Annotated in this window: 21 protein-coding genes; 11 read left to right on the forward strand and 10 right to left on the reverse strand. The window is 31.3% G+C overall.

Going from position 1 to position 22,708, the window contains the following annotated elements; genetic code table 11:
* Nucleotides 1-67: 67 nt before the first annotated feature.
* From J3R86_RS12255 to J3R86_RS00255, 3 genes are all read right to left on the reverse strand, one after another.
* Nucleotides 68-181: a type I toxin-antitoxin system Fst family toxin gene (locus J3R86_RS12255; RefSeq protein ID WP_207518480.1), complete on the reverse strand. Its 114-nt coding sequence runs from the start codon at nucleotides 179-181 to the stop codon at nucleotides 68-70.
* A gap of 154 nt (nucleotides 182-335) precedes the next feature.
* On the reverse strand, nucleotides 336-1,082 hold the full coding sequence (locus tag J3R86_RS00250) for a DUF4811 domain-containing protein (protein ID WP_207517556.1): 747 nt from the start codon (nucleotides 1,080-1,082) through the stop codon (nucleotides 336-338).
* 1 nt (nucleotide 1,083) lies between these two features.
* Nucleotides 1,084-2,592, reverse strand: coding sequence for an MDR family MFS transporter (locus tag J3R86_RS00255; RefSeq protein ID WP_207517557.1), 1,509 nt, complete (start codon nucleotides 2,590-2,592; stop codon nucleotides 1,084-1,086).
* Nucleotides 2,593-2,736: 144 nt separating this feature from the next.
* Between J3R86_RS00255 and J3R86_RS00260 the strand changes: the two genes are divergently transcribed.
* Nucleotides 2,737-3,309: a TetR/AcrR family transcriptional regulator gene (locus J3R86_RS00260; RefSeq protein WP_207517558.1), complete on the forward strand. Its 573-nt coding sequence runs from the start codon at nucleotides 2,737-2,739 to the stop codon at nucleotides 3,307-3,309.
* A 672-nt stretch (nucleotides 3,310-3,981) separates the two neighbouring features.
* A complete protein-coding gene (locus J3R86_RS00265) occupies nucleotides 3,982-4,152 on the forward strand; it encodes an IS3 family transposase (protein WP_207517559.1) in 171 nt (56 codons plus the stop codon).
* Nucleotides 4,153-4,327: 175 nt separating this feature from the next.
* Here J3R86_RS00265 and J3R86_RS00270 read toward each other — a convergent pair whose 3' ends face one another.
* Nucleotides 4,328-4,423 carry a type I toxin-antitoxin system Fst family toxin gene (locus tag J3R86_RS00270; protein WP_207517560.1) on the reverse strand — a complete coding sequence of 32 codons (96 nt, stop codon included), beginning with the start codon at nucleotides 4,421-4,423 and terminating at the stop codon, nucleotides 4,328-4,330.
* A 160-nt stretch (nucleotides 4,424-4,583) separates the two neighbouring features.
* Complete coding sequence (locus J3R86_RS00275) at nucleotides 4,584-5,285, reverse strand: alpha/beta hydrolase (RefSeq protein ID WP_207517561.1); 702 nt, start codon at nucleotides 5,283-5,285, stop codon at nucleotides 4,584-4,586.
* 121 nt (nucleotides 5,286-5,406) lie between these two features.
* Between J3R86_RS00275 and J3R86_RS00280 the strand changes: the two genes are divergently transcribed.
* The 3 genes from J3R86_RS00280 (at nucleotide 5,407) to uhpT (ending at nucleotide 8,292) form a co-directional block, all read left to right on the forward strand.
* Nucleotides 5,407-6,339 (forward strand): ABC transporter substrate-binding protein, encoded by a 933-nt coding sequence (locus J3R86_RS00280; RefSeq protein ID WP_207518481.1) that lies wholly within the window; start codon nucleotides 5,407-5,409, stop codon nucleotides 6,337-6,339.
* 289 nt (nucleotides 6,340-6,628) lie between these two features.
* Nucleotides 6,629-6,799 carry a hypothetical protein gene (locus J3R86_RS00285; RefSeq protein ID WP_207517562.1) on the forward strand — a complete coding sequence of 57 codons (171 nt, stop codon included), beginning with the start codon at nucleotides 6,629-6,631 and terminating at the stop codon, nucleotides 6,797-6,799.
* Nucleotides 6,800-6,912: 113 nt separating this feature from the next.
* Nucleotides 6,913-8,292 carry a hexose-6-phosphate:phosphate antiporter UhpT gene (gene uhpT / locus J3R86_RS00290; protein WP_207517563.1) on the forward strand — a complete coding sequence of 460 codons (1,380 nt, stop codon included), beginning with the start codon at nucleotides 6,913-6,915 and terminating at the stop codon, nucleotides 8,290-8,292.
* A gap of 675 nt (nucleotides 8,293-8,967) precedes the next feature.
* Here uhpT and J3R86_RS00295 read toward each other — a convergent pair.
* Nucleotides 8,968-9,984: a tRNA dihydrouridine synthase gene (locus J3R86_RS00295; protein ID WP_207517564.1), complete on the reverse strand. Its 1,017-nt coding sequence runs from the start codon at nucleotides 9,982-9,984 to the stop codon at nucleotides 8,968-8,970.
* 307 nt (nucleotides 9,985-10,291) lie between these two features.
* Between J3R86_RS00295 and J3R86_RS00300 the strand changes: the two genes are divergently transcribed.
* Nucleotides 10,292-10,537: a hypothetical protein gene (locus tag J3R86_RS00300; RefSeq protein WP_207517565.1), complete on the forward strand. Its 246-nt coding sequence runs from the start codon at nucleotides 10,292-10,294 to the stop codon at nucleotides 10,535-10,537.
* Between the two features lie 265 nt (nucleotides 10,538-10,802).
* Nucleotides 10,803-10,883, forward strand: coding sequence for a hypothetical protein (locus J3R86_RS00305; RefSeq protein ID WP_207518482.1), 81 nt, complete (start codon nucleotides 10,803-10,805; stop codon nucleotides 10,881-10,883).
* Between the two features lie 911 nt (nucleotides 10,884-11,794).
* On the opposite strand, the gene J3R86_RS00315 is transcribed toward J3R86_RS00305, so the two are convergent.
* The 3 genes from J3R86_RS00315 to J3R86_RS00325 are packed head-to-tail and all read right to left on the reverse strand — an operon-like array spanning nucleotide 11,795 to nucleotide 13,269.
* On the reverse strand, nucleotides 11,795-12,295 hold the full coding sequence (locus J3R86_RS00315) for a DUF4834 family protein (protein WP_207517567.1): 501 nt from the start codon (nucleotides 12,293-12,295) through the stop codon (nucleotides 11,795-11,797).
* A 33-nt stretch (nucleotides 12,296-12,328) separates the two neighbouring features.
* Nucleotides 12,329-12,778: a hypothetical protein gene (locus J3R86_RS00320; RefSeq protein WP_207517568.1), complete on the reverse strand. Its 450-nt coding sequence runs from the start codon at nucleotides 12,776-12,778 to the stop codon at nucleotides 12,329-12,331.
* 14 nt (nucleotides 12,779-12,792) lie between these two features.
* The gene (locus J3R86_RS00325; protein WP_207517569.1) at nucleotides 12,793-13,269 is read right to left on the reverse strand and encodes a hypothetical protein; all 477 of its coding nucleotides are present in this window, start codon (nucleotides 13,267-13,269) and stop codon (nucleotides 12,793-12,795) included.
* Between the two features lie 830 nt (nucleotides 13,270-14,099).
* Between J3R86_RS00325 and J3R86_RS00330 the strand changes: the two genes are divergently transcribed.
* The 4 genes from J3R86_RS00330 (at nucleotide 14,100) to J3R86_RS00345 (ending at nucleotide 20,859) form a co-directional block, all read left to right on the forward strand.
* Nucleotides 14,100-14,816: a D-ribitol-5-phosphate cytidylyltransferase gene (locus J3R86_RS00330; protein ID WP_207517570.1), complete on the forward strand. Its 717-nt coding sequence runs from the start codon at nucleotides 14,100-14,102 to the stop codon at nucleotides 14,814-14,816.
* Entirely contained in the window at nucleotides 14,809-15,837 is a 1,029-nt protein-coding gene (locus J3R86_RS00335; protein ID WP_207517571.1) for a zinc-binding dehydrogenase, read from the forward strand. Before J3R86_RS00330 ends, J3R86_RS00335 begins: the two co-directional genes overlap by 8 nt.
* Nucleotides 15,825-17,540, forward strand: a complete 1,716-nt coding sequence (locus tag J3R86_RS00340) for a CDP-glycerol glycerophosphotransferase family protein (RefSeq protein WP_207517572.1) — start codon at nucleotides 15,825-15,827, stop codon at nucleotides 17,538-17,540. Before J3R86_RS00335 ends, J3R86_RS00340 begins: the two co-directional genes overlap by 13 nt.
* Nucleotides 17,541-17,742: 202 nt before the next feature.
* Complete coding sequence (locus J3R86_RS00345; protein WP_207518483.1) at nucleotides 17,743-20,859, forward strand: CDP-glycerol glycerophosphotransferase family protein; 3,117 nt, start codon at nucleotides 17,743-17,745, stop codon at nucleotides 20,857-20,859.
* Between the two features lie 140 nt (nucleotides 20,860-20,999).
* Here the strand turns inward: J3R86_RS00345 and J3R86_RS00350 are convergent, their stop codons facing one another.
* Complete coding sequence (locus J3R86_RS00350; protein ID WP_242685731.1) at nucleotides 21,000-21,953, reverse strand: hypothetical protein; 954 nt, start codon at nucleotides 21,951-21,953, stop codon at nucleotides 21,000-21,002.
* Nucleotides 21,954-22,708: the final 755 nt, after the last annotated feature.

The following is a 22,708-nucleotide window of genomic DNA, read 5'->3' on the forward strand; positions in this document are numbered from 1 at the left end:
TAATAAGGGATTTTGTTTTTCTGCTTGCTTCGGTGTTATAATACCCTTAACGACGATAAATATGTAATTATTTATCGCGCTTACTAAGCCAATAAGTAAAATGCGCGATGGCACAGCCACTGATAACTGGTGTTATGATGTGAAGAAGATAGCAGATGAGTTTTGCATTCTTACCTACGATGGTGTTATAATTTAATTAACAAAGAGAGTTCCATAGGTACACCAATCCCCTCACTATTACGAGTAGTGAGGGGATTTTTGGTGGTGCGATATCGTCGCTTATTTAATTATTTGTCGCGTTTACTAAACCAATAAGTAAATAGCACGTTCATTATTTATTTTGAAAGTTCTTTTTTAATTTGTTTTGTTGCTATAACTTCTTTTTGATGTTCCATATATTTGTTAATTTCATTGGCAGAAGCATTAGGATGTTGCTTTTTATATTCAACCATTAAATGTTGCATTGTTTTTGCATTATTTTGCTGAGTATCTGACTTTTTATGTTTTTCTTGTAACCGTTGCAGTTTTTTACTTTGCTCAGCATTTAAAACAACCCATGTGTCTTTAGGAATGGTTAATGTTGTTGTAGACTTGATCAACTCTTGATTATTTTGTCCAAAACCCAACAATGCTTTATAAAAATTTGATTTCCAAACCCATATTTCTTTCTTCGTTTGAATTGTAGCTTTATTAGTATGTTTTAGCTGGTATACTGTTTGATGCTTTACAGAGTCAGCTATTTTATCTTTATCCATTTGCGGCTTAAAATGTACTTGAGCTTTTGAATCAGTCTTATGATTTCTATAAACCATTATATAATTATTTGTTTTTTTACCAATTTCATTAGCAATTAGTATATTAGTAGGGCTACTCTCGGGACCAGCACTGAAGATTTCTTTTTTGTCAGAGGTCACTAATTGTTTCTTCATACCCCAATGATGTGTCATGTTTGCAGTAACACCAATAACCATTAGTAATAGTGCCAAGATAGATAGACAACCCAAAATATAACGTGTTATTTTATGTGGAATTAGTAACCAACTAGCAAATACGCAAAAGGTTAAAATAATAGTTGTTATCATATTATTTGTCCTCACTTTCTAATGAAGTCATTTTCAAAAATGGTACGATGAGCACACCAACTAGTGCAAAGACAATACCTACTATAAATGCTGTATTAAAGCCATCAATTGATGCTTGTTGAGCTAGTTTTGCATACTCTAAAGGATTAACATTTTTTAAATTAGAAGATGGCATATTGTTATTGATAATATTTTGTGTAACTGAAGTTAATAATGCTACTGCTATAGATGAAGCAACTTGTCTAGCTGTATTATTGACAGCAGTACCATGTGTCCCTTGTTCAACCGATAATGCATCCATTGCGTTTGTAGTCAAAGGCATCATCAATATCGCTACACCAAACATACGAATAGCATAAAAAACAAGTATTAGTGTAGGAGATGTGTTATCAGTTAAGAATCCAAAAGGAATTGATGATAGAGTTAAAATAGAAAATCCTACAAATGCTAATCTTTTAATTCCTACTTTGTTATATAATGCACCTGAGATTGGTGAAATTAAACCTAACATTAAAGCACCAGCAAGAAGTGTTAGACCCGATTTGAATGGTGAAAACCCGTGAATATTTTGTAAATAAGTAGGTAACATCATTTCAACACCGTACATCGCCATAGTTACAACAATTAACCCTATGGTTGCTATAGTAAAACCTTTAGATTTGAAAACGCCTAAATCTAAAAATGGATCTTTAGATTTAAACTGTCTTAATACAAATAGTGATAAAACAATAACACTAATGATGATTGGTAAAATAACGTAATTTAAACTATCCCATCCTTCACTTGAAACATTAGAAAAGCCCCATAAAAAAAGTCCAAATCCGATACAAGAAAGTATCAATGAATAAACATCTAATTTTATTTTACGATTAGGTATAATATCTTTCATAAAAAAGAAGCTTAATACAAAGGCTATAGCTACGATAATAATAGGTAATACAAAAATATTACGCCATGAATCAGAAATGGTAATACCTAGCAAGGTATGATTTTTATCTAATATCCAACCTGCAAATGTAGGACCCATTGCAGGTGCTAATCCAACAGCTAAGCCACTTAACCCCATTGCAGTGCCTCGTTTATTAGACGGATACATATTTATTATAATGATTTGCATTAAAGGCATCATTAATCCAACTGCAATTGCTGTCACAATACGACCTATTAAGAAAATAATCCAAGCATCATGATGTGAGGGAGCAATAGCTGTAAGAACTAATCCTAGGAGTAGTACGCCATATGAGCAAACATGTAGCCACTTAGTAGATACTTTTGTTGCAAGAAATGCTGATAAGGGAACCATAATTCCATTAGCCAATAAAAACCAAGTCGTTGCTTGTTGAGCTGTACTAAAATCTATATTAAAGTCGCTCATTAAAGTTGGTAAGGCTGTTCCTAACGATGTTTGCATAAGTGCACCCGCAAATGTTGCTAAAAGAATGATACTCATAATCATTGTTGGTTTATATTGTTGCCCGTGTATGTCTATATTTAAATTTTTGCTGGTCATAGATATGCCTCCTAAAGTTTTGTTATTAAATACTTTGAAAATATAACACCCTAAATTAATTTTCTAAAGAACAAAATATGACAATATGTATGAAATGATACAAAGTGTTTTATTTTGTGCTATATTTAAACTGGGAGTGATTATATGGGATATCAAAGGAAAACTGCGTTAACAAAAAAGAACATAAAAAACAGTTTGATTACACTACTAGAAACAAATAAATTTGATTTAATAACGGTGAATCAAATTATAGAAGAAGCTGAAATCACGAGAAGTACATTTTATAGATATTATGAAGATAAATATAATTTACTTTCAGAAATAGAAGAGGAAATTTTACAACACATACACGAAGAACGAAATAAAATTGATGAAGTGTTTGAAAAAGAAGATATATTTAATGTTGAAATGTTTTTATTAATATTTAAAGGGTTAGAAAAATACTCTAAAACGATAGGAATTTTATTAGGGAACAATGGAGCTCCAAGCTTTGAAATGAAAATAAAAAATGAAATTAGCAAAAGATTTATGGATTTAAGTAATCTTTCTAATATTTCAACAGTACGTCAAGATTTAGTGAAAGAGTATATGCATGCTATTTTAATTAAAACTTTTCAATATTGGTCAGTTAATAAAGATAGTATTGATATTAAAGAAGTGGCATTGACCATGCGAGATATTCAATTAAAAGGTTTCAGGGATACGATAGGACTTTAAATGATTGAAAACCAAAATAAAATATTGAACGACAATAATCATGTAGAAATAATTAATTTTAATAAAGATATGTTTTTATTAATTTAGGTGTGACTATATGATTTATGACTGGTCTTGTTAAAATGAGTATTTATTATACAGATAATTTCTTTTTTGCAGCATGTTAGAGACTTAATAATAGCATGAAATTAACTGATGCTATTTTATCTTTAGATGGTTAAGATGCATGTAGGAACTATACACGGTAAACATGCTAAAACAGCATCAAATTATTCATAGAAGTATCATTATTAAAATCGGTTGGGAGTGGGACAGAAATAAATTTCATATAAAATTTATTTCGTAATCCCACCCCGGCAAGACTGACTAGGTTTTCAAAATGTTGATTTATCAACTTTTTGAAAATCAGACAGTTACTGCCAAGTACTTAATTTTAAGTGCAAAATACATTTTGTCCCAGGCTTAACCGATTTTTGCGTTTAATGCTGGATTCGTGGTTGACGCCATTTTAATTGAAGCGGCTCTTGCTCTCGATAAAAGTGTACATCCTTAAACAATCAAAAATGTACAATAGCATTACTATGGTTAGTGACTAGTGGCGTCTTTGAGTAGTTAAAATTTGAAAATATATATTTTTTGAATTGAGATACATTTTTAAATTTTTAATTAAAAATGAAAGCCTTAAAGACTGAATTCATAAACCAAATGATATTTGAAGATTTAAATCAATTAGAGACAGAGTTATTCGATTACGTACATTGGTACAATCATTTTAGACCGCATTCTTCACTACAATATTTAACACCAGTGACTTTTAAAAAACATCACATCAAAAATGTCTGAATTACTGTTGACATACCAACTGGTGTTATGATGTGAACGAAGATAGCAGATGAGTTTTGCATTCCTGTCTGCTTTGATGTTATAATGTACTTAACAAAGATATCTGCATTTGATGCACCAAACCCCTCACTACTCGCAATAGTGAGGGGTTTTTTAGTGTGGTTATGTCGCCGATTTATTTATCGTGACGCTTACGTAACCAATGCGTAAATAGCGCAACGATACAACCACTGATGACTGTGGTCGTGATGTGAACAAAGATATCTGTCACTTTTAGCACCTCCTCTCTGCGTCTGAATTGACGTCTGAGAGCTAGGCGACGATAATATTATACCATCAGTAATATATAGGTTACAGATAACTTCTGATTAGATTTCTTACGTTAATATTCTACCTAAAAATAAATAATAAAATGAGGTTGATGATATTATCTACTTTGATAAATATATTGATTTAAGACCTTTTTTGAAATATTTTTTAAAATAACGTTGTCTATGAATACCTCGTTTTGAACATTCGAATTCAAATTTTGACATGGGGTGTTCTAAACTTTGATTTAAAATATTTTTTCCTTCTAAACTATTAGGGACCATATCTTTAACTTTCAATGTATGTTTAATCCCTTCTTTAAGACCGACATACCAGTAAATGTGAACTTCTTGAGGAATCATACCCTGTTCTTTCATGTAATTCAAAAAATGAGGATACCATAAAGATGGCGAAATAAAAATATATTTTCCAAAGCAATTCGGCTTCTTATACAAGGCATACATTGAAACTAGGGCACCATAAGAGGCTCCTGATATACCTAAATCTTGATTATCTAAAGATATTCTATACTTTTGTCTTAAAGTAGGTATTAATTGTTGTGTAAGCCAATTTAAATATTGATCTGCCTGTCCCTTAATTTGTTGATGACCAATCGTTGCTTCCCATGGTGTAAAGTCATGTGCTCGTTGTTGAGATGCTACACCAATAAAAATAATGTTTTTCTCTATTTTTTTAAATAAATCATCGCCATCATGAACAATGAGCGCTGGATAGAGTTTATCCAACTTTTTAAAATAGTCTTTAGGTAACTTGATCGTAATATCGTAATGATTTATCTTGAACTTTTCTACGAACTGTCTCATTTTTACCTCCCATTTTTATCCAATAAATAGTTTAATATTTCAAAAAATAAATATATATCTTTTTATAATTATGTTATAATTGATAACGATTATCAATATCAAATAAAGAGGATTTTGAATGATGAAAAAATTAATCGTTTTGATATTTTGTTTACTTTTATTTTTAGCTGCCTGTAGCAATGGCAGTCAGAATAATGATTCTAAGAATAATAAAGATCAATCGGACAATTCAAAAAAAGAGACGACATTTACAACTGATGATGGTCAAAAAGTTAAAGTACCTCAGCATCCAAAAAGAATTGTCGTGCTACATCCTTCTTATGTTGGTGCACTCGTTAAATTTGGTCATAAGCCTGTTGCTGTTCCTAAATTTATTGAACAAAATAAAGTACTTAAAGATGCAACTCAAGATATTAAGAAAATAGATAATACCAGTGTTGAACAAGTTGTTAAAGAAAAACCGGACTTAATCATTACAACTTCTGAAGATAAAAATTTTAATAAATTAAAAAAAATAGCTCCTACAGTTACATTTAATGCAAATAAATCAAGTTATAAAGATACAACTCGAAAGTTGGCACAACTCGTTAATGAAAAAAGTAAAGCAAACGCATGGTTAAAAAAATGGGAGCAACAATTAGCTAGCGATAAAAAAGAACTACAGCCGTTAATTAAAGGAAAAACAGCTTCTGTTCTTCAACAAACACCAAAAGGTATTATGGCATTTAGTGATCATATGGGAAGAGGGACAGAAATTATCTATGATGGTTATGGCATGAAACAACCTAGTCCATTAGAAAAAGCAACTCAAACTAAATTTGCGACACGAATTAATGAAGAACAGTTTCAAGATTATATAGGTGATTTTGCAATTATTGCACAACAAGGAGATAAACAACCTCCATTTGAACAAACAAATTATTGGAAAAATTTAACTACAGTGAAGAAAAATCATGTTATTACATTTGATGTTTCAGAAACACAATATAATGACCCTATTTCGTTAGAAAAACAAAGAGAAATATTTTATAAAGCACTTAAAGATATGAAATAACAACATATTTGAAAAGAAATAAGACAATCTATAAAAATAATTATGATCGTACCTTGAGACATTTGAAAACTTTACCTAATAAACAAACTAAGATGAGCTGCGAAGGAAAGCTCTATAATAAATCGGACTGATAGGAAATAACTTAAAATTTTATACATCAGTTCAATTTGAAAGGAAATTTAAAAATAGACGACATTATCCATACCAATAAAAATCCCTTAACTACAGAAAATAGTGAGGGATTTTTTGTATAAGTAATACTTATTTTCGTTAGTCATAATATAACAGTGTGATAGCCGAGAATACACAACGTTATAGTGTGAATGATACATACTTTACTAATATAAATGAGAAAGTAATAAAATCATATGTACAACAATTAAATCATGAAATAGAAGACTTTAGTTGTCATAATGGTGTCGAAATGGATTATCTAGATGTTGCATTAGAGAATGGGTAATAGTGCTCAACTTTTTGTTCGATTTTTTGAGATATTTTTATAACTTTAAGTATATTAAGCGCTTACATAGCAGTGCTATAATAAGTTTAACAACATTGATAGAGGTGATAGAGTTGAATTTTTTTGATATACATAAAATACCTAATAAGGGTATTCCATTATCTGTACAACGTAAGTTATGGCTTAGAAACTTTATGAAAGCCTTTTTCGTTGTGTTCTTTGTTTATATGGCAATGTATTTGATTCGAAATAACTTCAAAGCAGCGCAACCATTATTAAAAGAAGATATTGGCTTATCTACACTAGAGTTAGGTTATATTGGTTTAGCGTTTAGTATTACTTACGGTTTAGGTAAGACATTGTTGGGCTACTTTGTTGATGGTCGTAACACGAAGCGGATTATTTCATTTTTACTAATTTTATCTGCAATCACAATATTAATTATGGGATTTGTCTTAAGTTACTTTGGTTCTGTGATGGGAATACTCATTGTCCTTTGGGGACTTAATGGTTTGTTTCAATCCGTGGGAGGTCCAGCGAGTTATTCCACGATTTCAAGATGGGCACCTCGAACGAAGCGAGGCCGATACTTAGGTTTTTGGAATACTTCTCATAATATTGGTGGTGCTATTGCAGGCGGTGTTGCACTTTGGGGTGCCAATGTCTTCTTCCATGGCAATGTCGTTGGTATGTTTATTTTTCCATCAATAGTAGCTTTACTTATTGGGGTAGTAACATTATTTATCGGTAAAGATGATCCTGAAGAACTTGGATGGAATCGAGCTGAGGATATATGGGAAGAACCCGTAGATAAAGAGAACATTGATTCACAGGGCATGACAAAATGGGAGATCTTTAAGAAATATATTCTGAGAAATCCTGTTATATGGATTTTATGTATTTCTAATGTCTTTGTCTATATTGTACGTATCGGTATTGATAACTGGGCCCCATTGTATGTGTCCGAACATTTACATTTTAATAAAGGTGACGCAGTCAATACTATTTTTTACTTTGAAATAGGAGCCTTAGTTGCAAGTTTATTATGGGGATACATATCGGATGTACTAAAAGGACGTCGAGCTATTGTCGCTATTGGTTGTATGTTTATGATTACATTCGTCGTCTTGTTTTATACGAATGCGACCAGTGTAATGATGGTTAATATTTCCTTGTTTGCTTTAGGTGCGTTAATCTTTGGTCCACAGCTATTAATTGGTGTATCACTGACAGGTTTTGTTCCCAAAAATGCGATTAGTGTTGCTAATGGAATGACAGGATCCTTTGCATATTTATTTGGTGACTCAATGGCCAAAGTAGGCTTGGCAGCCATTGCAGATCCTACAAGTAAAGGTTTAAATATCTTTGGATATACATTAAGTGGTTGGACTGATGTGTTTATCGTTTTCTATGTAGCTTTATTCTTAGGTATTATTTTATTGGGTATTGTTGCCTATTATGAAGAAAAGAAAATTAGAAGTCTAAAAATTTAATATTATAGATTTTATAGATGCTTATCACCTAAAATCAATTAGTGAAAAGACATCAATGAACAACAAAAATAATATCTATTGCTAATTAAGAAATTTCAATTATACACTTTTGACATTTTGTTATCGTTGTAATCTACCATTCAAAAATAAAAAGACCAATATTTTTGAATGGTGAATTTTAATATTATGTGCATCATTAATTTCATTTTATAAATGGTCTCCTGAAATTTTAGACTTTAATCTATTGGGCTACTTCGATACTATATATTTCAGAAAATGAGCAACCTAGAATATCGTGTTTTGATTAAAATCTCGCTTTAAGGGTTCAGTATCATTTGTTACTGTGGTATTAAAAGAGATGAAATTATCATCAGAAGAAAGTAAATTTATCTCGTATTGATTATCTTCATAATGGTTGTCCGAGTATTTCTACCGCTATTAATAAATATGCCTGCAATGATAAGAAGATATCTAAAATTAGCATTAGTATTTTTAATACCTATGTACTTCTTAGCACCTAGTAAAAAAGATTATAAGAACAATGGTAAAAATAGTTAAACCCATCAGATAAATCAATATGTATAGCAACAACACTAAAAAGCTACAAACCTAATTTATAGGCATGTAGCTTTTCTAACTTCTATAATTAAACTATAAACTCCAACATTTTCAACTTTACTCGTCTTTGCTTACACCATCGTCACCGACAGTCATTATGATGTCGTCGTCAGTCATTTTTCCTTCGAAGTCATCTAGTAATTGACGTGCTTCTGCGATCGATTGTGTACTCATTAATTGGTGACGTAGCTCACTTGCACCTCTAATGCCTCGTACATAAATTTTAAAGAATCTACGTAAGCTTTTGAATTGTCGTGATTCATCTTTACCATATTTTTCAAATAATGATAAATGTAATCTCAACAATCCTAATAATTCTTTGCTTGAATGTTCACGCGGTTCTTTTTCAAAAGCAAATGGATTATGGAAGATACCTCTACCAATCATGACCCCATCAATACCAAATTGATTAGCAAGTTCCATACCTGTTTGTCTATCAGGGATATCACCGTTAATCGTCAATAAAGTGTTCGGTGCCACTTCATCACGCAACTGTTTAATGGCTTCAATCAGTTCCCAATGGGCATCAACTTTACTCATCTCTTTGCGTGTACGAAGGTGGATCGATAAATTGGCAATATCTTGTTCGAAGACATGTCTTAACCAATCTTTCCATTCATCAATCTCATAATACCCAAGACGTGTTTTAACACTGACCGGTAGACCTCCCGCTTTAGCTGCTTGAATAATTTCAGCCGCTCTTTCAGGTCGTAGTATTAAACCTGAACCTTTACCTTTCTTAGCAACATTAGCTACAGGACATCCCATATTTAAATCAATGCCTTTAAAGCCCATCTCTGCTAATCCAACGCTCATTTCACGGAAGTGCTCTGGTTTATCTCCCCAAATATGCGCTACCATAGGTTGTTCGTCTTCACTAAAAGTTAAACGTCCACGAACGCTTTGAATGCCATCAGGGTGACAGAAACTTTCAGTATTAGTAAATTCAGTGAAAAAGACATCAGGTCTAGCTGCTTCACTGACAACGTGACGGAAGACGATATCTGTGACATCTTCCATTGGTGCCAAAATAAAAAATGGACGTGGTAATTCACTCCAAAAATTTTCTTTCATAGTATATTTAAACCTCTTTTTTAGTAGTATCTCGAATTTTTATGCATGATGATATTACCACACAACGCGAACTTATACAAAAGGAAGTTGCAGTGAGATTGGGATATCTCCTCAACAATTCCATTTATAAAATGATTCATTGATTTTTTAGATAGGTATTTTCTAAAGAAATCTTGTTGAAAGATTATTTCTTTGTCATATTCTTTTTCATAGAAAGTATTAAGGAAATAGAACATTAATCATCAATATTTGATATATTTAACTTAACTAATTGTTAGATGATGACGATTATAAAAGGAGATGCCATATGGATGATAGAAAGAAACAAAATTTATCTTTATTAATGATTATTTTAGCCAGTGTATTTTTCATTGCAGGATTACTATCATACGTTTTTAATATTACTAGTCCATTTGCTGATTTAACTAAAAATATAGGTATATTATTTTTCGGGTTATACTTCCTCATTAGGAAATGGAAATTCGCATATATTGTCATAGGATTTGCGATTATTGCAATTATTTTAAGTATAGTTAATATCATCATGAAATAGTGATTAGGTTATCCAATTGGTCATTTGAGATAGCTATTGATGTTTTGATGAACACGACAACATTGTAGGAAATCAATTGTAATGATGTTTTGTAAATGTTAGGCATATGAAGATTTACCCAGTTGTTAATATCATTTAAAATATATTAAAAAAATAATAGTATGCTGATATAATATATTATGAGCAAGTTGGATAGATGGTGGCTAATCTCTTAATAAAGGGGTGATGCCTATGATGATAGAAGTTACTCCTGGAAAGGAGCAGCATGACTGATTACGAAATGCTGATGGTTGTAATGACAATCATCGGTTTAGTACTGATTAGTAAAAATGATCATAAAAAATAACCATCTCTAACTTTGGAAGGTAATGAAATGGTTATAAACTAATTGTTTTAACTACAAGCCACCGTCTTTTTAACGGGCTCAAGGGCAACGTGTTACAGCACGTTGCCTTATTTATATGATAGCATGAGCACAAAAACTTGTCTATGAACTACGTTAACAAAACTGTTGTTACTCCTGGAAAGGGGCAGCATGACTGATTACGAAATGCTGATGGTTGTAATGACAATCATCGGTTTAGTACTTATCAGTAAAGAAAGTCATAAAAAATAATCATCTCTAAAACTTTGGAAAATTAGATGGTTATTTTAGAAAATAACATTTAAGCTACCGTCTTTTTAACGGGCTCAAGGACAATGTGTTGTAGCACGTTGCCTTATTTATATTTTATTATAAGTAAAATATCTGCGTATTTCAATAATATAAAAACTATGTCATAAAATAACAGTGTTTTCATATATAGTGTTTGTGGTAATTAATAATTAATTTTGAATATACAGATAGATATTGAATGTATTTTGAGAAATGGATGAATTTAGTAGCATGATTGTTAGTAAACTAAGTCATATATCTGATTAAGATATTCAAAAGGAGTGTATATTGTGGACAAAAAGAAAGTATATACGGTTCCCAGATTCTGTCTTATCATTTTAAGTTTTGTTTTCTTTATGACTATTTTGTCTTTTTCTTCTACGATAGGATTTAAAAATAATCTCTTAATTTCATTACCATTTCTATCTCTAATTTTTATCTATACTCTTAATTTTATTAACTATAGGAAAAATAATAAGTAGGCATTGATACTATTTCAATCGTAATAGCAATATACAAGAAGCATAGAACATTAACAATGTTGTTCTGTGCTTCTTTGAAATTTAGTAACATAGCCTCGTATGCATTTATATCTTGAATGACTATTTAATCTTTTTATCAAACCTATTTAAATTATCATAAACTAAAACAGCACCATCTGGTTCTACCTTAAATGTTAATCCACCACCAGCACCACCTTTATTGCTAGCTAAAATTTCCCAATTACCAGTAGTTGAATTAAAGACAGGTTCTTTATACTTGTACATATCTTTTTCATAACCATTATGGTCCATTGCTGCAAATAGATAATCGAATACATTATTACGATTTACTTCTACTTGAGTGGATTTATTATTAGTTGACGCTTCATTAGAGTCAATTGAAGTTTGTTCATTATTATTTTCATTTTGAGAACTAGAACTTTGATCATCAGAATTAGAATTGTTTTTACCAATATCTTCTTGTGTCTGCTGAGCTACTGCTTTTGTGTTGTCATTATTCTTAGTTATCATATCGTAGGCGATAAATGCACCTAAAACAATCATAGTAATTAATAAAGTGGTAATTATAATAGCAAAGATTATTCCTAATATTTTTTTCATTTCTATCAATTCCCAATCCCTTATGTTTTAAAATTAGTGTATACCTTCGGCAGGAACGCCACCTTGTCCTACATCACCTGCAGGTAAACCATTAATAGTTTCTGTCTTGCCATCTCCGTTTTCGTCTGTAAACTCTGTGACTTGAATTTCAGGCATTTTATTTTTGTTAGTTGTAGGTTGTGTAGTGGTTTTAGGTGACGGTGTCACAGGTTGTTGTGTATTAGCAGGATGTATATTATTTTGTTGTTGCTGATTGTAATCTTCTGTTACATTTTGTTCTTGTTGTGATGAATCTTCTTCATCTTTCTTTGTGTCATCATGTGTTTGCTTTTTTGAAGTTTGATTACTTTTCTTATGCTGGCTCGTATCATTTGAAGCGACATGTTGATATTTATTCCAAGCAATGAAGCCACCTAAAATGATGCTGACAACGAGTAATGTAGTAATAATTATCGACACAGCAATTGTGATTAATTTTTTCATAAATTTATATCTCCTTATTTATAGCGTTCCTCTGTTGCTCCACCACCAGATTGAGACATTACGTCATCTACATATTGTTGCAAACTTGTTCCTGCTGGCAGGTTATTAATATCAGTGTTTGCCATCAATTCTTCTCTAATTTGACCTTTTGTTTTACCAACGTCTTCATTATGAAGTGGGTTGCCTTTGATGACTTCATTATCATCTGGTCTAGGTTCAGGTGTCACTTCATTCGTTGTATTATTTTGATTACTTGTAACGTTATCTCCTGCATTTGTTGTATCCATATTTTGAGTGGATGTATTTGTTTGAGTAGGTTTCTCATCTTTGTCATTATTCGATGTCTTTTTATTTTCAGATGAATGTTTGTCAGAAGATGAAGTAACTTTGTCATTGTGTAATTCTTGATAAATTTTCCATTCATATATGATAAAAAGAGATAATAAGGAAATAATTAAAATTCCGCCAATACTTAAAAAAATTTTCTTCATTAACACAACCCTTTCTGTTTATTATTTATATTAATATTTTAATTGATTTTACTAGTCTTTTCTATGTTTATTTCAATTAATTAAAATACTTTTTATAAATCAACTAAAAATAGTTATGTATTAGTTAAATTAATGTTAGAAGTTGTTATTAATCATATTCATTGTTTGTCTTGAATCAAAGTTCGCTCACTTTAGCAATATCAATCTTTCATCATATTTATGCGTATTCAAAAGGCACGTAGCATAACAATATTTACCATTCCTGTCATGCAATGACACAGTATAGCTTCATTGTTCTTCTTAAGTCGCACAATAACGCGCATATCAAAATTGTACATCCTTAAACAATCAACCATCTCCATGACTAAATGGTCATTCCTCAATTACTTGCTTAATAGTCTTCTACTTTCTTAAAACATTCTTCCATCACTTGCTCCATAGTTCGATACTTCCTTAAACCATTCCGTTATCACTTATCAAATATTTTTCCACCACGCTAATAGGCCTTCACCTCTCTGCTCCTCTAATTCTCCAATCCTTTCCTTTTCTTTAATCATTTCTATTTTTTTACTTCACAAATCCTTCCCTGTACTCAAAACTTTTGCTAATTTAGCTAATACAAAATTCTTTGTCACTAGCAATATTTATTCTGTGTTTATTTCATTATTTTTTGATATAATAATTTTAATAAACATCACACTATTAAATTTATTAAATATTAAATATTTATACAAAACGATATGGAGTCACGTAGTACAGTAGATAAATAGAGAAAACTTTTCCTTCATGAACTTCACATCGAGTAGTCAATAGGGGGAGAAGATAAAGTTATGATTTATGCTGGTATATTAGCAGGTGGTATTGGCTCTAGAATGGGCAATGTCCCACTACCTAAACAGTTTTTAGATTTAGATGGTAAGCCCATACTGATACATACAATTGAAAAATTTATGTTAGTGAATGATTTCGATAAAATTTTCATCGCCACACCACAAAAATGGGTATCACATACGAAAGATATATTACGCAAACATTACATTAATGATGACAGAATCGAAGTGATACAAGGAGGCACTGACCGTAATGAAACCATTATGAACATCATTCATGAAATTGAACATAGACAACCAATTACTGATGATGATGTGATTATCACGCATGATGCTGTTAGACCATTTTTAACGCATAGAATCATTAAAGAAAATATCGACAATGTTTTGAAATATGGTGCAGTGGATACCGTCATATCTGCGACGGATACTATCGTGACATCAACTGATGGTGAATACGTACATACTATACCGGTTCGAAATGAGATGTACCAAGGGCAAACACCACAGTCATTTAATATTAAGTTATTAAGAAATAGCTATAAAGCATTGTCTGCAGAACAGAAGGACATATTGACTGATGCGTGTAAGATTCTTATAGTGGCTAATCAACAAGTGAGATTAGTACGTGGGGAATTATATAACATTAAAATAACAACACCCTATGACCTAAAGGTGGCTAATTCCATCTTAAAAGGCGGGATGTTAAATGATTAATCAAGTCTATCAGCTTGTTGCACCAAGACAATTCGAAGTCACTTACAATAATGAAACGATTAATAGTAACAAAGTGGTTGTTAGACCTCTTTATTTATCTATATGTGCAGCAGATCAACGATACTATACAGGTCAACGACATGAAGATGTCTTACGTCAAAAATTGCCAATGTCTTTAATTCATGAAGCAGTTGGAGAAGTCGTTTACGATAGTGCCAATGTCTATAAAACAGGAACTAAAGTGATGATGGTACCTAACACACCAGTCGAGACGCATCCTATGATTGCTGAAAATTACTTGCCTAGTAGTCACTTTAGATCTAGTGGGTTTGATGGCTTTATGCAGGATTATGTTTTTATAGCACATGATCGGGTGGTCGAAGTTGACCCTAGTATCACAGATTTAAGTACGATGTCATACACTGAATTGGTCACTGTTAGTTGGCATGCCATTCAACGTTTTGAGCGTAAAGCACATACGAATAGAATGCGTCTTGCAATATGGGGAGATGGCAATTTAGGTTATATTACGGCAGTGTTACTGAAGAAACGTTATCCGAATGCGTCTATCGCCATCTTTGGTAAGACGGATTATAAGTTGAGTCACTTTTCATTCGTTGATGATATTTATCATATCCATGACATACCACAAGGAGTGACGTTTGATCATGCTTTCGAATGTGTAGGAGGTAAAGGTAGCCAGTCAGCACTAAAACAAATCATTGATTTCATAACACCTGAGGGTACCGTGAGTCTACTCGGTGTTAGTGAATATCCAATTGAAGTGAACACTAGATTAGTCTTAGAAAAAGGATTAACGCTATTTGGTAGTAGTAGAAGTGGTGCTCAAGATTTTAAAGAAGTGATGGCTTTTTACGCTAAGTATCCAGATGTTGTGGAAAAGTTAGCTTTATTAAAAGGTAACGAATGTGATATTAGAACAATTAGTGATGCTATCAATGCATTTGAAACAGATTTATCAATGTCATGGGGGAAAACAGTATTAAAATGGACAATGTAGTACTTAACAATGTAAATAGTAGTGAAGCAAATGTATTTATAGATAATATTTATTGGGAACGCGTCCAAATGTATATTACTGGGCATTTAGGATTCAATATGAGTATTCAAGGTACTTTTCAACTTCAAAATGTCAATAGTGAAGAAGTGATACCGATTAAACATGTTCGCATGGAGGGAAATAAATTTACATGTCGCTTTAATGTTTCGGCAGTGGATGGTAGCTATTTATTGTCAGGCACATATCAGCTGGTATATACAACTAAAGAAGGGCAGCATCATGCGACAATAAGTCAAAAGTTATTAAAAGTAAATCAACAATTATTAACTTTATTCCAACAAAATGACTTAAATCAATTTAATCATGATGATAATTATGTATTGCAACTGTTGACTAAAGTATTTAGAAAAAATGGTAATTCAACAAAGCATTGTTACACTGTAACACCAGAAATTGACCCATATAACAATGATATGATGCTTAAAGTGAAGTATATCAATTACAAATCTAAAGGGCGTTCTAAAAAAAGAAAGTTCTCGTTAAACAAAACGCGACGTAGATGGTGGTTGAAAACGCGAGAAGGTATATTTAACGCTATTTTCAATACGTCTAAATTCATTCATAACAAGAAGACGAATACCGTATTATTTTCTTCGGAATCACGTGCTAACTTATCGGGAAATTTCAAATTTATCTATGATGAAATGATAAGACAACATATCGATGAGAAATATAAAATTCATCAAATTTATAAAGCTAATATTACTGATAGATATAAATTGACTGATAAATTCAAATTACCATACTTATATGGGAAAGCAGATATCATTTTCGTTGATGATTTCCATCCTACATTAAATAAAGTTAAATTCAGACCGTCACAAGACATTATTCAAGTATGGCATGCTGTAGGTGCATTTAAGACTGTAGGCTACAGTCGTGCTGGTAAACAGGGTGGTCTTTTCTTCGGTTCAAAAGCACATCGAAATTATACGAAAGTGTATGTTTCTTCAAAATCTGTAATACCAATGTATGCTGAAGCATTTGGCATGGATGAAAGCCAAGTGATTCCTACAGGTGTACCACGTACAGATATCTTATTTGATGACTCTTATGCACAACAAATTAGAGATAAGATGTCACAAGAATTACCAATCATCAAGGGTAAAAAGGTCGTACTATTTGCTCCAACCTTTAGGGGTAATGGTCATAAGTCAGCACATTATCCATTTGACAATATTGATTTTGATCGTTTAGCAACATATTGTCGCAATCATAATGCTGTCGTGTTGTTTAAAATGCATCCTTTTGTCAAAGAACGCGTACCTATTCCAACTGAATACCAAGCTTACTTCCAAGATATTGCCGATTATAGGGAAGTTAATGATTTATTATTTATTACTGATATTTTAATTACTGACTATTCATCTTTAATATATGAATTTGCTTGTTTTAAACGTCCAATGTTATTTTATGCCTTTGATTTGGAAGATTATATTGCCACACGTGATTTTTATGAACCGTATGTATCGTTTGTCCCAGGTAAAATTGTACGTCAGTTTGATGAAGTTATGCAGTCGTTGGAACATAACGATTTTGATATAGAAAAAGTTAAAACATTTTTAGATAAAAATTTTGATCATCAAGATGGTCTAGCAAGTCAACGTTTAGTCAATGATGTCTTTAACTCACAAACGACATAATTGATTTGTGCATCATTATCATAAATTCAATAAACACATAAGCTAAAATAACTGAATTTTCAAACAAATAAAATGTTTAATAATATCAATCACTAAAATAATTGTTGTGGTGATGTATTAAACGTCAACTATAACTGTTTCAAGATGATTGGAACATACGACGTGTTCTTGTTGTGAAGGAATTAGAAAGGTAATGGGAAATATGAGGAATAGAAAACTGTGGATATTTAATGCCACAAATGAATTTGCTGGTAATCCTAAATGGTTGTTTATTTACATCAATAAATTTCGCAAAGATATCGAAGCATATTGGATGTGTAATGATATTAATATCGTTAACAAAGTTAGAAAGTTAGGGTTCAAAGCTGAAACGTATCATTCTAACAAAGCTGAAAAGTTAAAAAGCGAAGCGGGTGTATTTGTCGTACATCAAGTTAAAGAACATATACCAGTTAAATTTAAGAATGAAGTGGTTATTCTGAATTTATGGCATGGTGTGGGTATTAAACCCATTGAACGCTTTGTTGACTCTCCAGGTATTAGACAACGTATTTACAAGAAATATATCAAATATAATGAAATTTATCGCAATAATCAATTATGTTTAGTAACGTCTCCGTTAATGGAACGTCACTTCTGTAAGATGTTCAATTTGAGCGAGGATCAAGTTGTGCGTTCAGGTTATCCAGCCAATATGTTTGATAAACAGATGTTCAGTTCATTCGATCATGACATTCGACAGCAAAAGGGATTGAATACGGATACTAAAATTGCGTTATATGCACCTACATTTAGAGACTATGACATGACTAACTTTTTCGGCCAAGCCATACCAAATATGCCAGAATTACTGACAACATTAAAGAACAACAACATATTATTAATTATTAAAATGCATTACTTAGTCAAAAAGGATATTAATTATCTTGCTTATAAAAAATTGTATGGCAACCATCCTAATATTCTGTTCTGGGATAATGATAAAGATATTTATGAAATTTTTGATCAAATAAATATCGGAATTGTAGATTATTCTTCTATTTATTACGATTTGTTAGCTTCAGGTGTACAACATTTTATTCGTTATATTTATGATTACGATAAATATACTGCCAATCGAACATTAGTACATGATTATCAAGAGATGACTTCCGGAACCATAGCATCAAACTTTGATGACTTGCTGGCAATGTTAAGTCATATAGAGTCATTGCCATTTGATGAACAGAAGAATGAGACGATTTTACAGCAGTTTTGGCAATATGATTTAGATACTGACAATGGTTTTGAAAAGATTATTGAAGCAACATTAAACTATCAGATTAAGACATTACAGTTACCTAAATTATACAGTTTTGATATTTTCGATACGATTATTCAACGTAAGACCTTAAAGCCTGAAGGGATTTTCCTCTATGTTAAAGATAAATTAATCACATTGAAGGCAGATTTACCAGCCTATGTCATTCATAACTATCCGCGCGTAAGAAGCCAAGCTGAAAGTTATATGAGAGATTATTATAAGAAATCTGAATTTGTGCGTGATGATAAGCGACTAGAAATAAAGTTTCAAGATATTATCGCTAGGATTCAGTCGGTATATGATTTAACGAGTGAGCAAGCACAACTACTATATGATTTGGAAATCGAAGCAGAATTGAATAACGTCGAAGCTAAAGAAGATAAATTGGCACTCCTATATGATTTATTAGATCACAATCAAGATGTCATTTTAATCAGTGATATGTACTTACCTAAAGACGTCATCATTCAAATGTTAACTAAAGTAGATCCCAAGTTGGCAGAATTACCTCTTTATGTATCTAGTGACAAGGGTAATCAGAAATCAACGAGTTTACTATACTTAGATGTCTTTGAGGATTTGAACTACGATTATGCAGAATGGATTCACTACGGTGATAATAAACATGCTGATTTTACAGTTCCTAAAAAGTTAAATATCAAACCGAAACATCATAAATTAACAAAATTCAATGCCTATGAGAATGCGATTCTAAAGCGTAACAAACAATACGATACATTTTTACTTACAACGCAACTAGCGAGATTTCGTCAAAAGGATTATGACAACTTAAACTATTATGTCTATGGCTATATTAGTAGTTATTTTGTACCATATGTAAGTTGGTCCATTAAAAAGGCACTCAAAGAAAATATTCAAACGTTATACTTTATTTCAAGAGATGGCGAACTACTTAAAAAAATTGCTGATGCGATTATTGCTGTCAAAGGTTATGACATTCAAACTAAATATATTTATGGATCGCGTAAAGCATGGCGTATTCCATCATTTATAGATCATATAGATCAAGAATTCTTTTCAGTATTTGGAAATTTAGCAGGCTTAACTAACTTTGATAGTGCTATCAAAGCATTACATATTAGTGAACAAGAGTTTGAGCAAGTATTTCCACAATTACAACATCTTAACAAGGTTAGTAAATTAACTAACAATGATAGAGAACTCATTAGAATAACAGCACAATATAATAAAGCGTATCACAAATTGTTGCTTGATAAAGCGCGTCAAGAAAGAGATATTGTTAATGATTATTTACGCCAAGAAATTGATTTCAATGAGAAGTTTGCTTTCGTAGAATATTGGGGTCGAGGCTATACACAAGATTGTCTGGATCGGCTGTTAAATAACATTAGTGAACAACCTATCGATACCATTTTCTTCTATGCGAGAAGTATTTATCCAACAATTGGTACAGCAGTTAGATATAATTACACAAGTAAGATGACATCACTTATTTTTATCGAGTCTATCTTTGCGAATATACCATACCAAAGTGTTCCAGGATATCGTCGAAATAATGATATGGTGGAACCTATCATTCAACCGAAAAATTATGACAAAGATTTATATCAAGCTATGGATAATATCTTACCAGAGTTTATTACATCATTTTATAGTAAACATTATATCAATGAAGATGAACTAAAACGAAACTTTTATGACTTTGGGGTGGATTATTTTAGAACGCAACCTGAAGATGATCGTATCGTGAAATACTTTGCACCTTTGAAAGACTCAGTAGTCTTATTTGAACCTGAGGTAGAGTATGCACCAGCAATCAGTTATAAGATGGCATCGCAGAAGTTATTAGGTAAAAAAGTCCAACTTAAAACTAAAAACAAACGTATGTCATTAAAACGTTCACCACAAGGTATTCAATTAGCGTATAAATTATATATGAAATATGTTAAAAAACGACAAGGCAAAGTAGTTAAACGACTACGTAAGCATAAAGTGATTAAAAAGGTCAAAAAATTAATAAAATATGTTAAATAGCAAATAATAACAAATGCGATTAGAGAATTTGATGGTCTCTAATCGCATTTTTGAGTTGTTTACATTACTAGCATTGTGTTGAAATAGCATGGTTAATTATGGAGAGATCCCTTAATTTAAATGATAAACGATTAGTGGCGCTAATCCCCTTTAGATAACTTTTCCGGTGGCAAATCATATTGATTAAATATTTCTAACATACGCTCTAGGAAACTATCGACATATGTTTGTGGTGCCAGAATTTGTGCACGTGGTGCTTTTTGGTAAGCGATATAGTATGCATCTAGTTTAGTACAGGCAATATAAAATATTAACCAGTCATCTTTATTATCTACATGTCTAGCTTCGTCATCATTTAATTGTCGATCATCTAACACAGCATATAATTGCTTCAATTCATTTGCTATATCTTTATGCACTCTCACAGTGACAATCTCATTGGCTTCTGATTTCGTTTTAGAGAAGTTTTCATTCATTTCAACATCAATGATGTCACGTACTTTAACATCAAAAAATTTATCACCAGTTTCATAGGTTAACCAATAATCGTAATTCATATACATTAAAGAATGTGGTGTCGCAAAAACATATTTCCCAGTACGTTTATGTTTAAAGCCAACCATTACGCCCTTTGCTAGCGCTGTTTGCAGTGTCATTAATTCATGTCCCGGGAAATTACAATCGTTTGGGTTCTTCCTAACAGAGAAGTGATTTAATACACTATTCAATGTATTTTTATCTTCAGGTTTACTATCATCAATAAGCGCTTTAAATAAAGCATGGACATTTTGATGAAGCTTAGGTGTTAAACTTTTAATACTAATCAACAAGCCTAATATGGCATAACTATCTTTACTAAATGAACTATTGATTAACTTATAAGTAGCATTATCATTTTTTCCTACTAATTGAATTTTGGTACTACTATTGCGCCATGGCGATTCTGGATCTTTAAAAAATTGATTAATCACATCAACATCTCGTCGTAACGTACGTGTCGTCACATCAGAGCGTTTTATTAATTCTGAACGGTTTATTTCTTTCCCACTAATCATTGAAAAGAAAAAATATAACAGTCTTTTCTCTTTCTCCATAACATTCACCTCAATGTATACATTACATTTTAAAACGGACATATTTTGTCTCTTAAAAATCTTATATTAAAAATGTGCAAATCACAGTTACTGTTAAATTAAGTGTAAACAACAAGTAAGACTGTATTTGTCCGTATTATAAAAAGTGATAGGAGAGAATATAATGACTGGAAAATTATGGAGTAAGTTTAAAAAATTTTGGGATGAAGAAAGAGATTTTAATTTGGTCTGAATAAAAGTACATAAATTATATAATATATAAGAGCACAATCATTCTATATTCATTAGGTGATTGTGCTTTTACATTAGGAATAAATGAATGTAGAGTTTATTTTTTAATCACATAAAGGTATTCATATTTGAAATTTGAAGTGATAACAAATCTCTTACTAAAAAATCTATTAGTGAGTCTACAAAATGAATGTCATTAGATAAATTGAATAAAATTGAAAAATAGTTAAAATACAAAATATTATAATTTTTAAATTAGTAAATTTTAAAATTTCATTAGTAGAATTAAAATAATACGCTAAGAAAAATCTAGAAGGAATCCCAAAAATATATAAGGAGAATTTTTGAATGAATTATCACTATTAGGTTTATAACTATAAGACTATACATGTTATAAAATAAGAGTATTTAGTAACCAAATATTTTTATTAAAGAAAACAAATCTAAATTTATATGTTGCAAAAGAACAAATTTCATTGACAATAATGTTTATATATAACATAATGTAATAGAAATGTTTGTTT

The sequence above is a fragment of the Staphylococcus simiae genome, assembly GCF_017357005.1.
GTDB lineage: Bacteria > Bacillota > Bacilli > Staphylococcales > Staphylococcaceae > Staphylococcus > Staphylococcus simiae_A.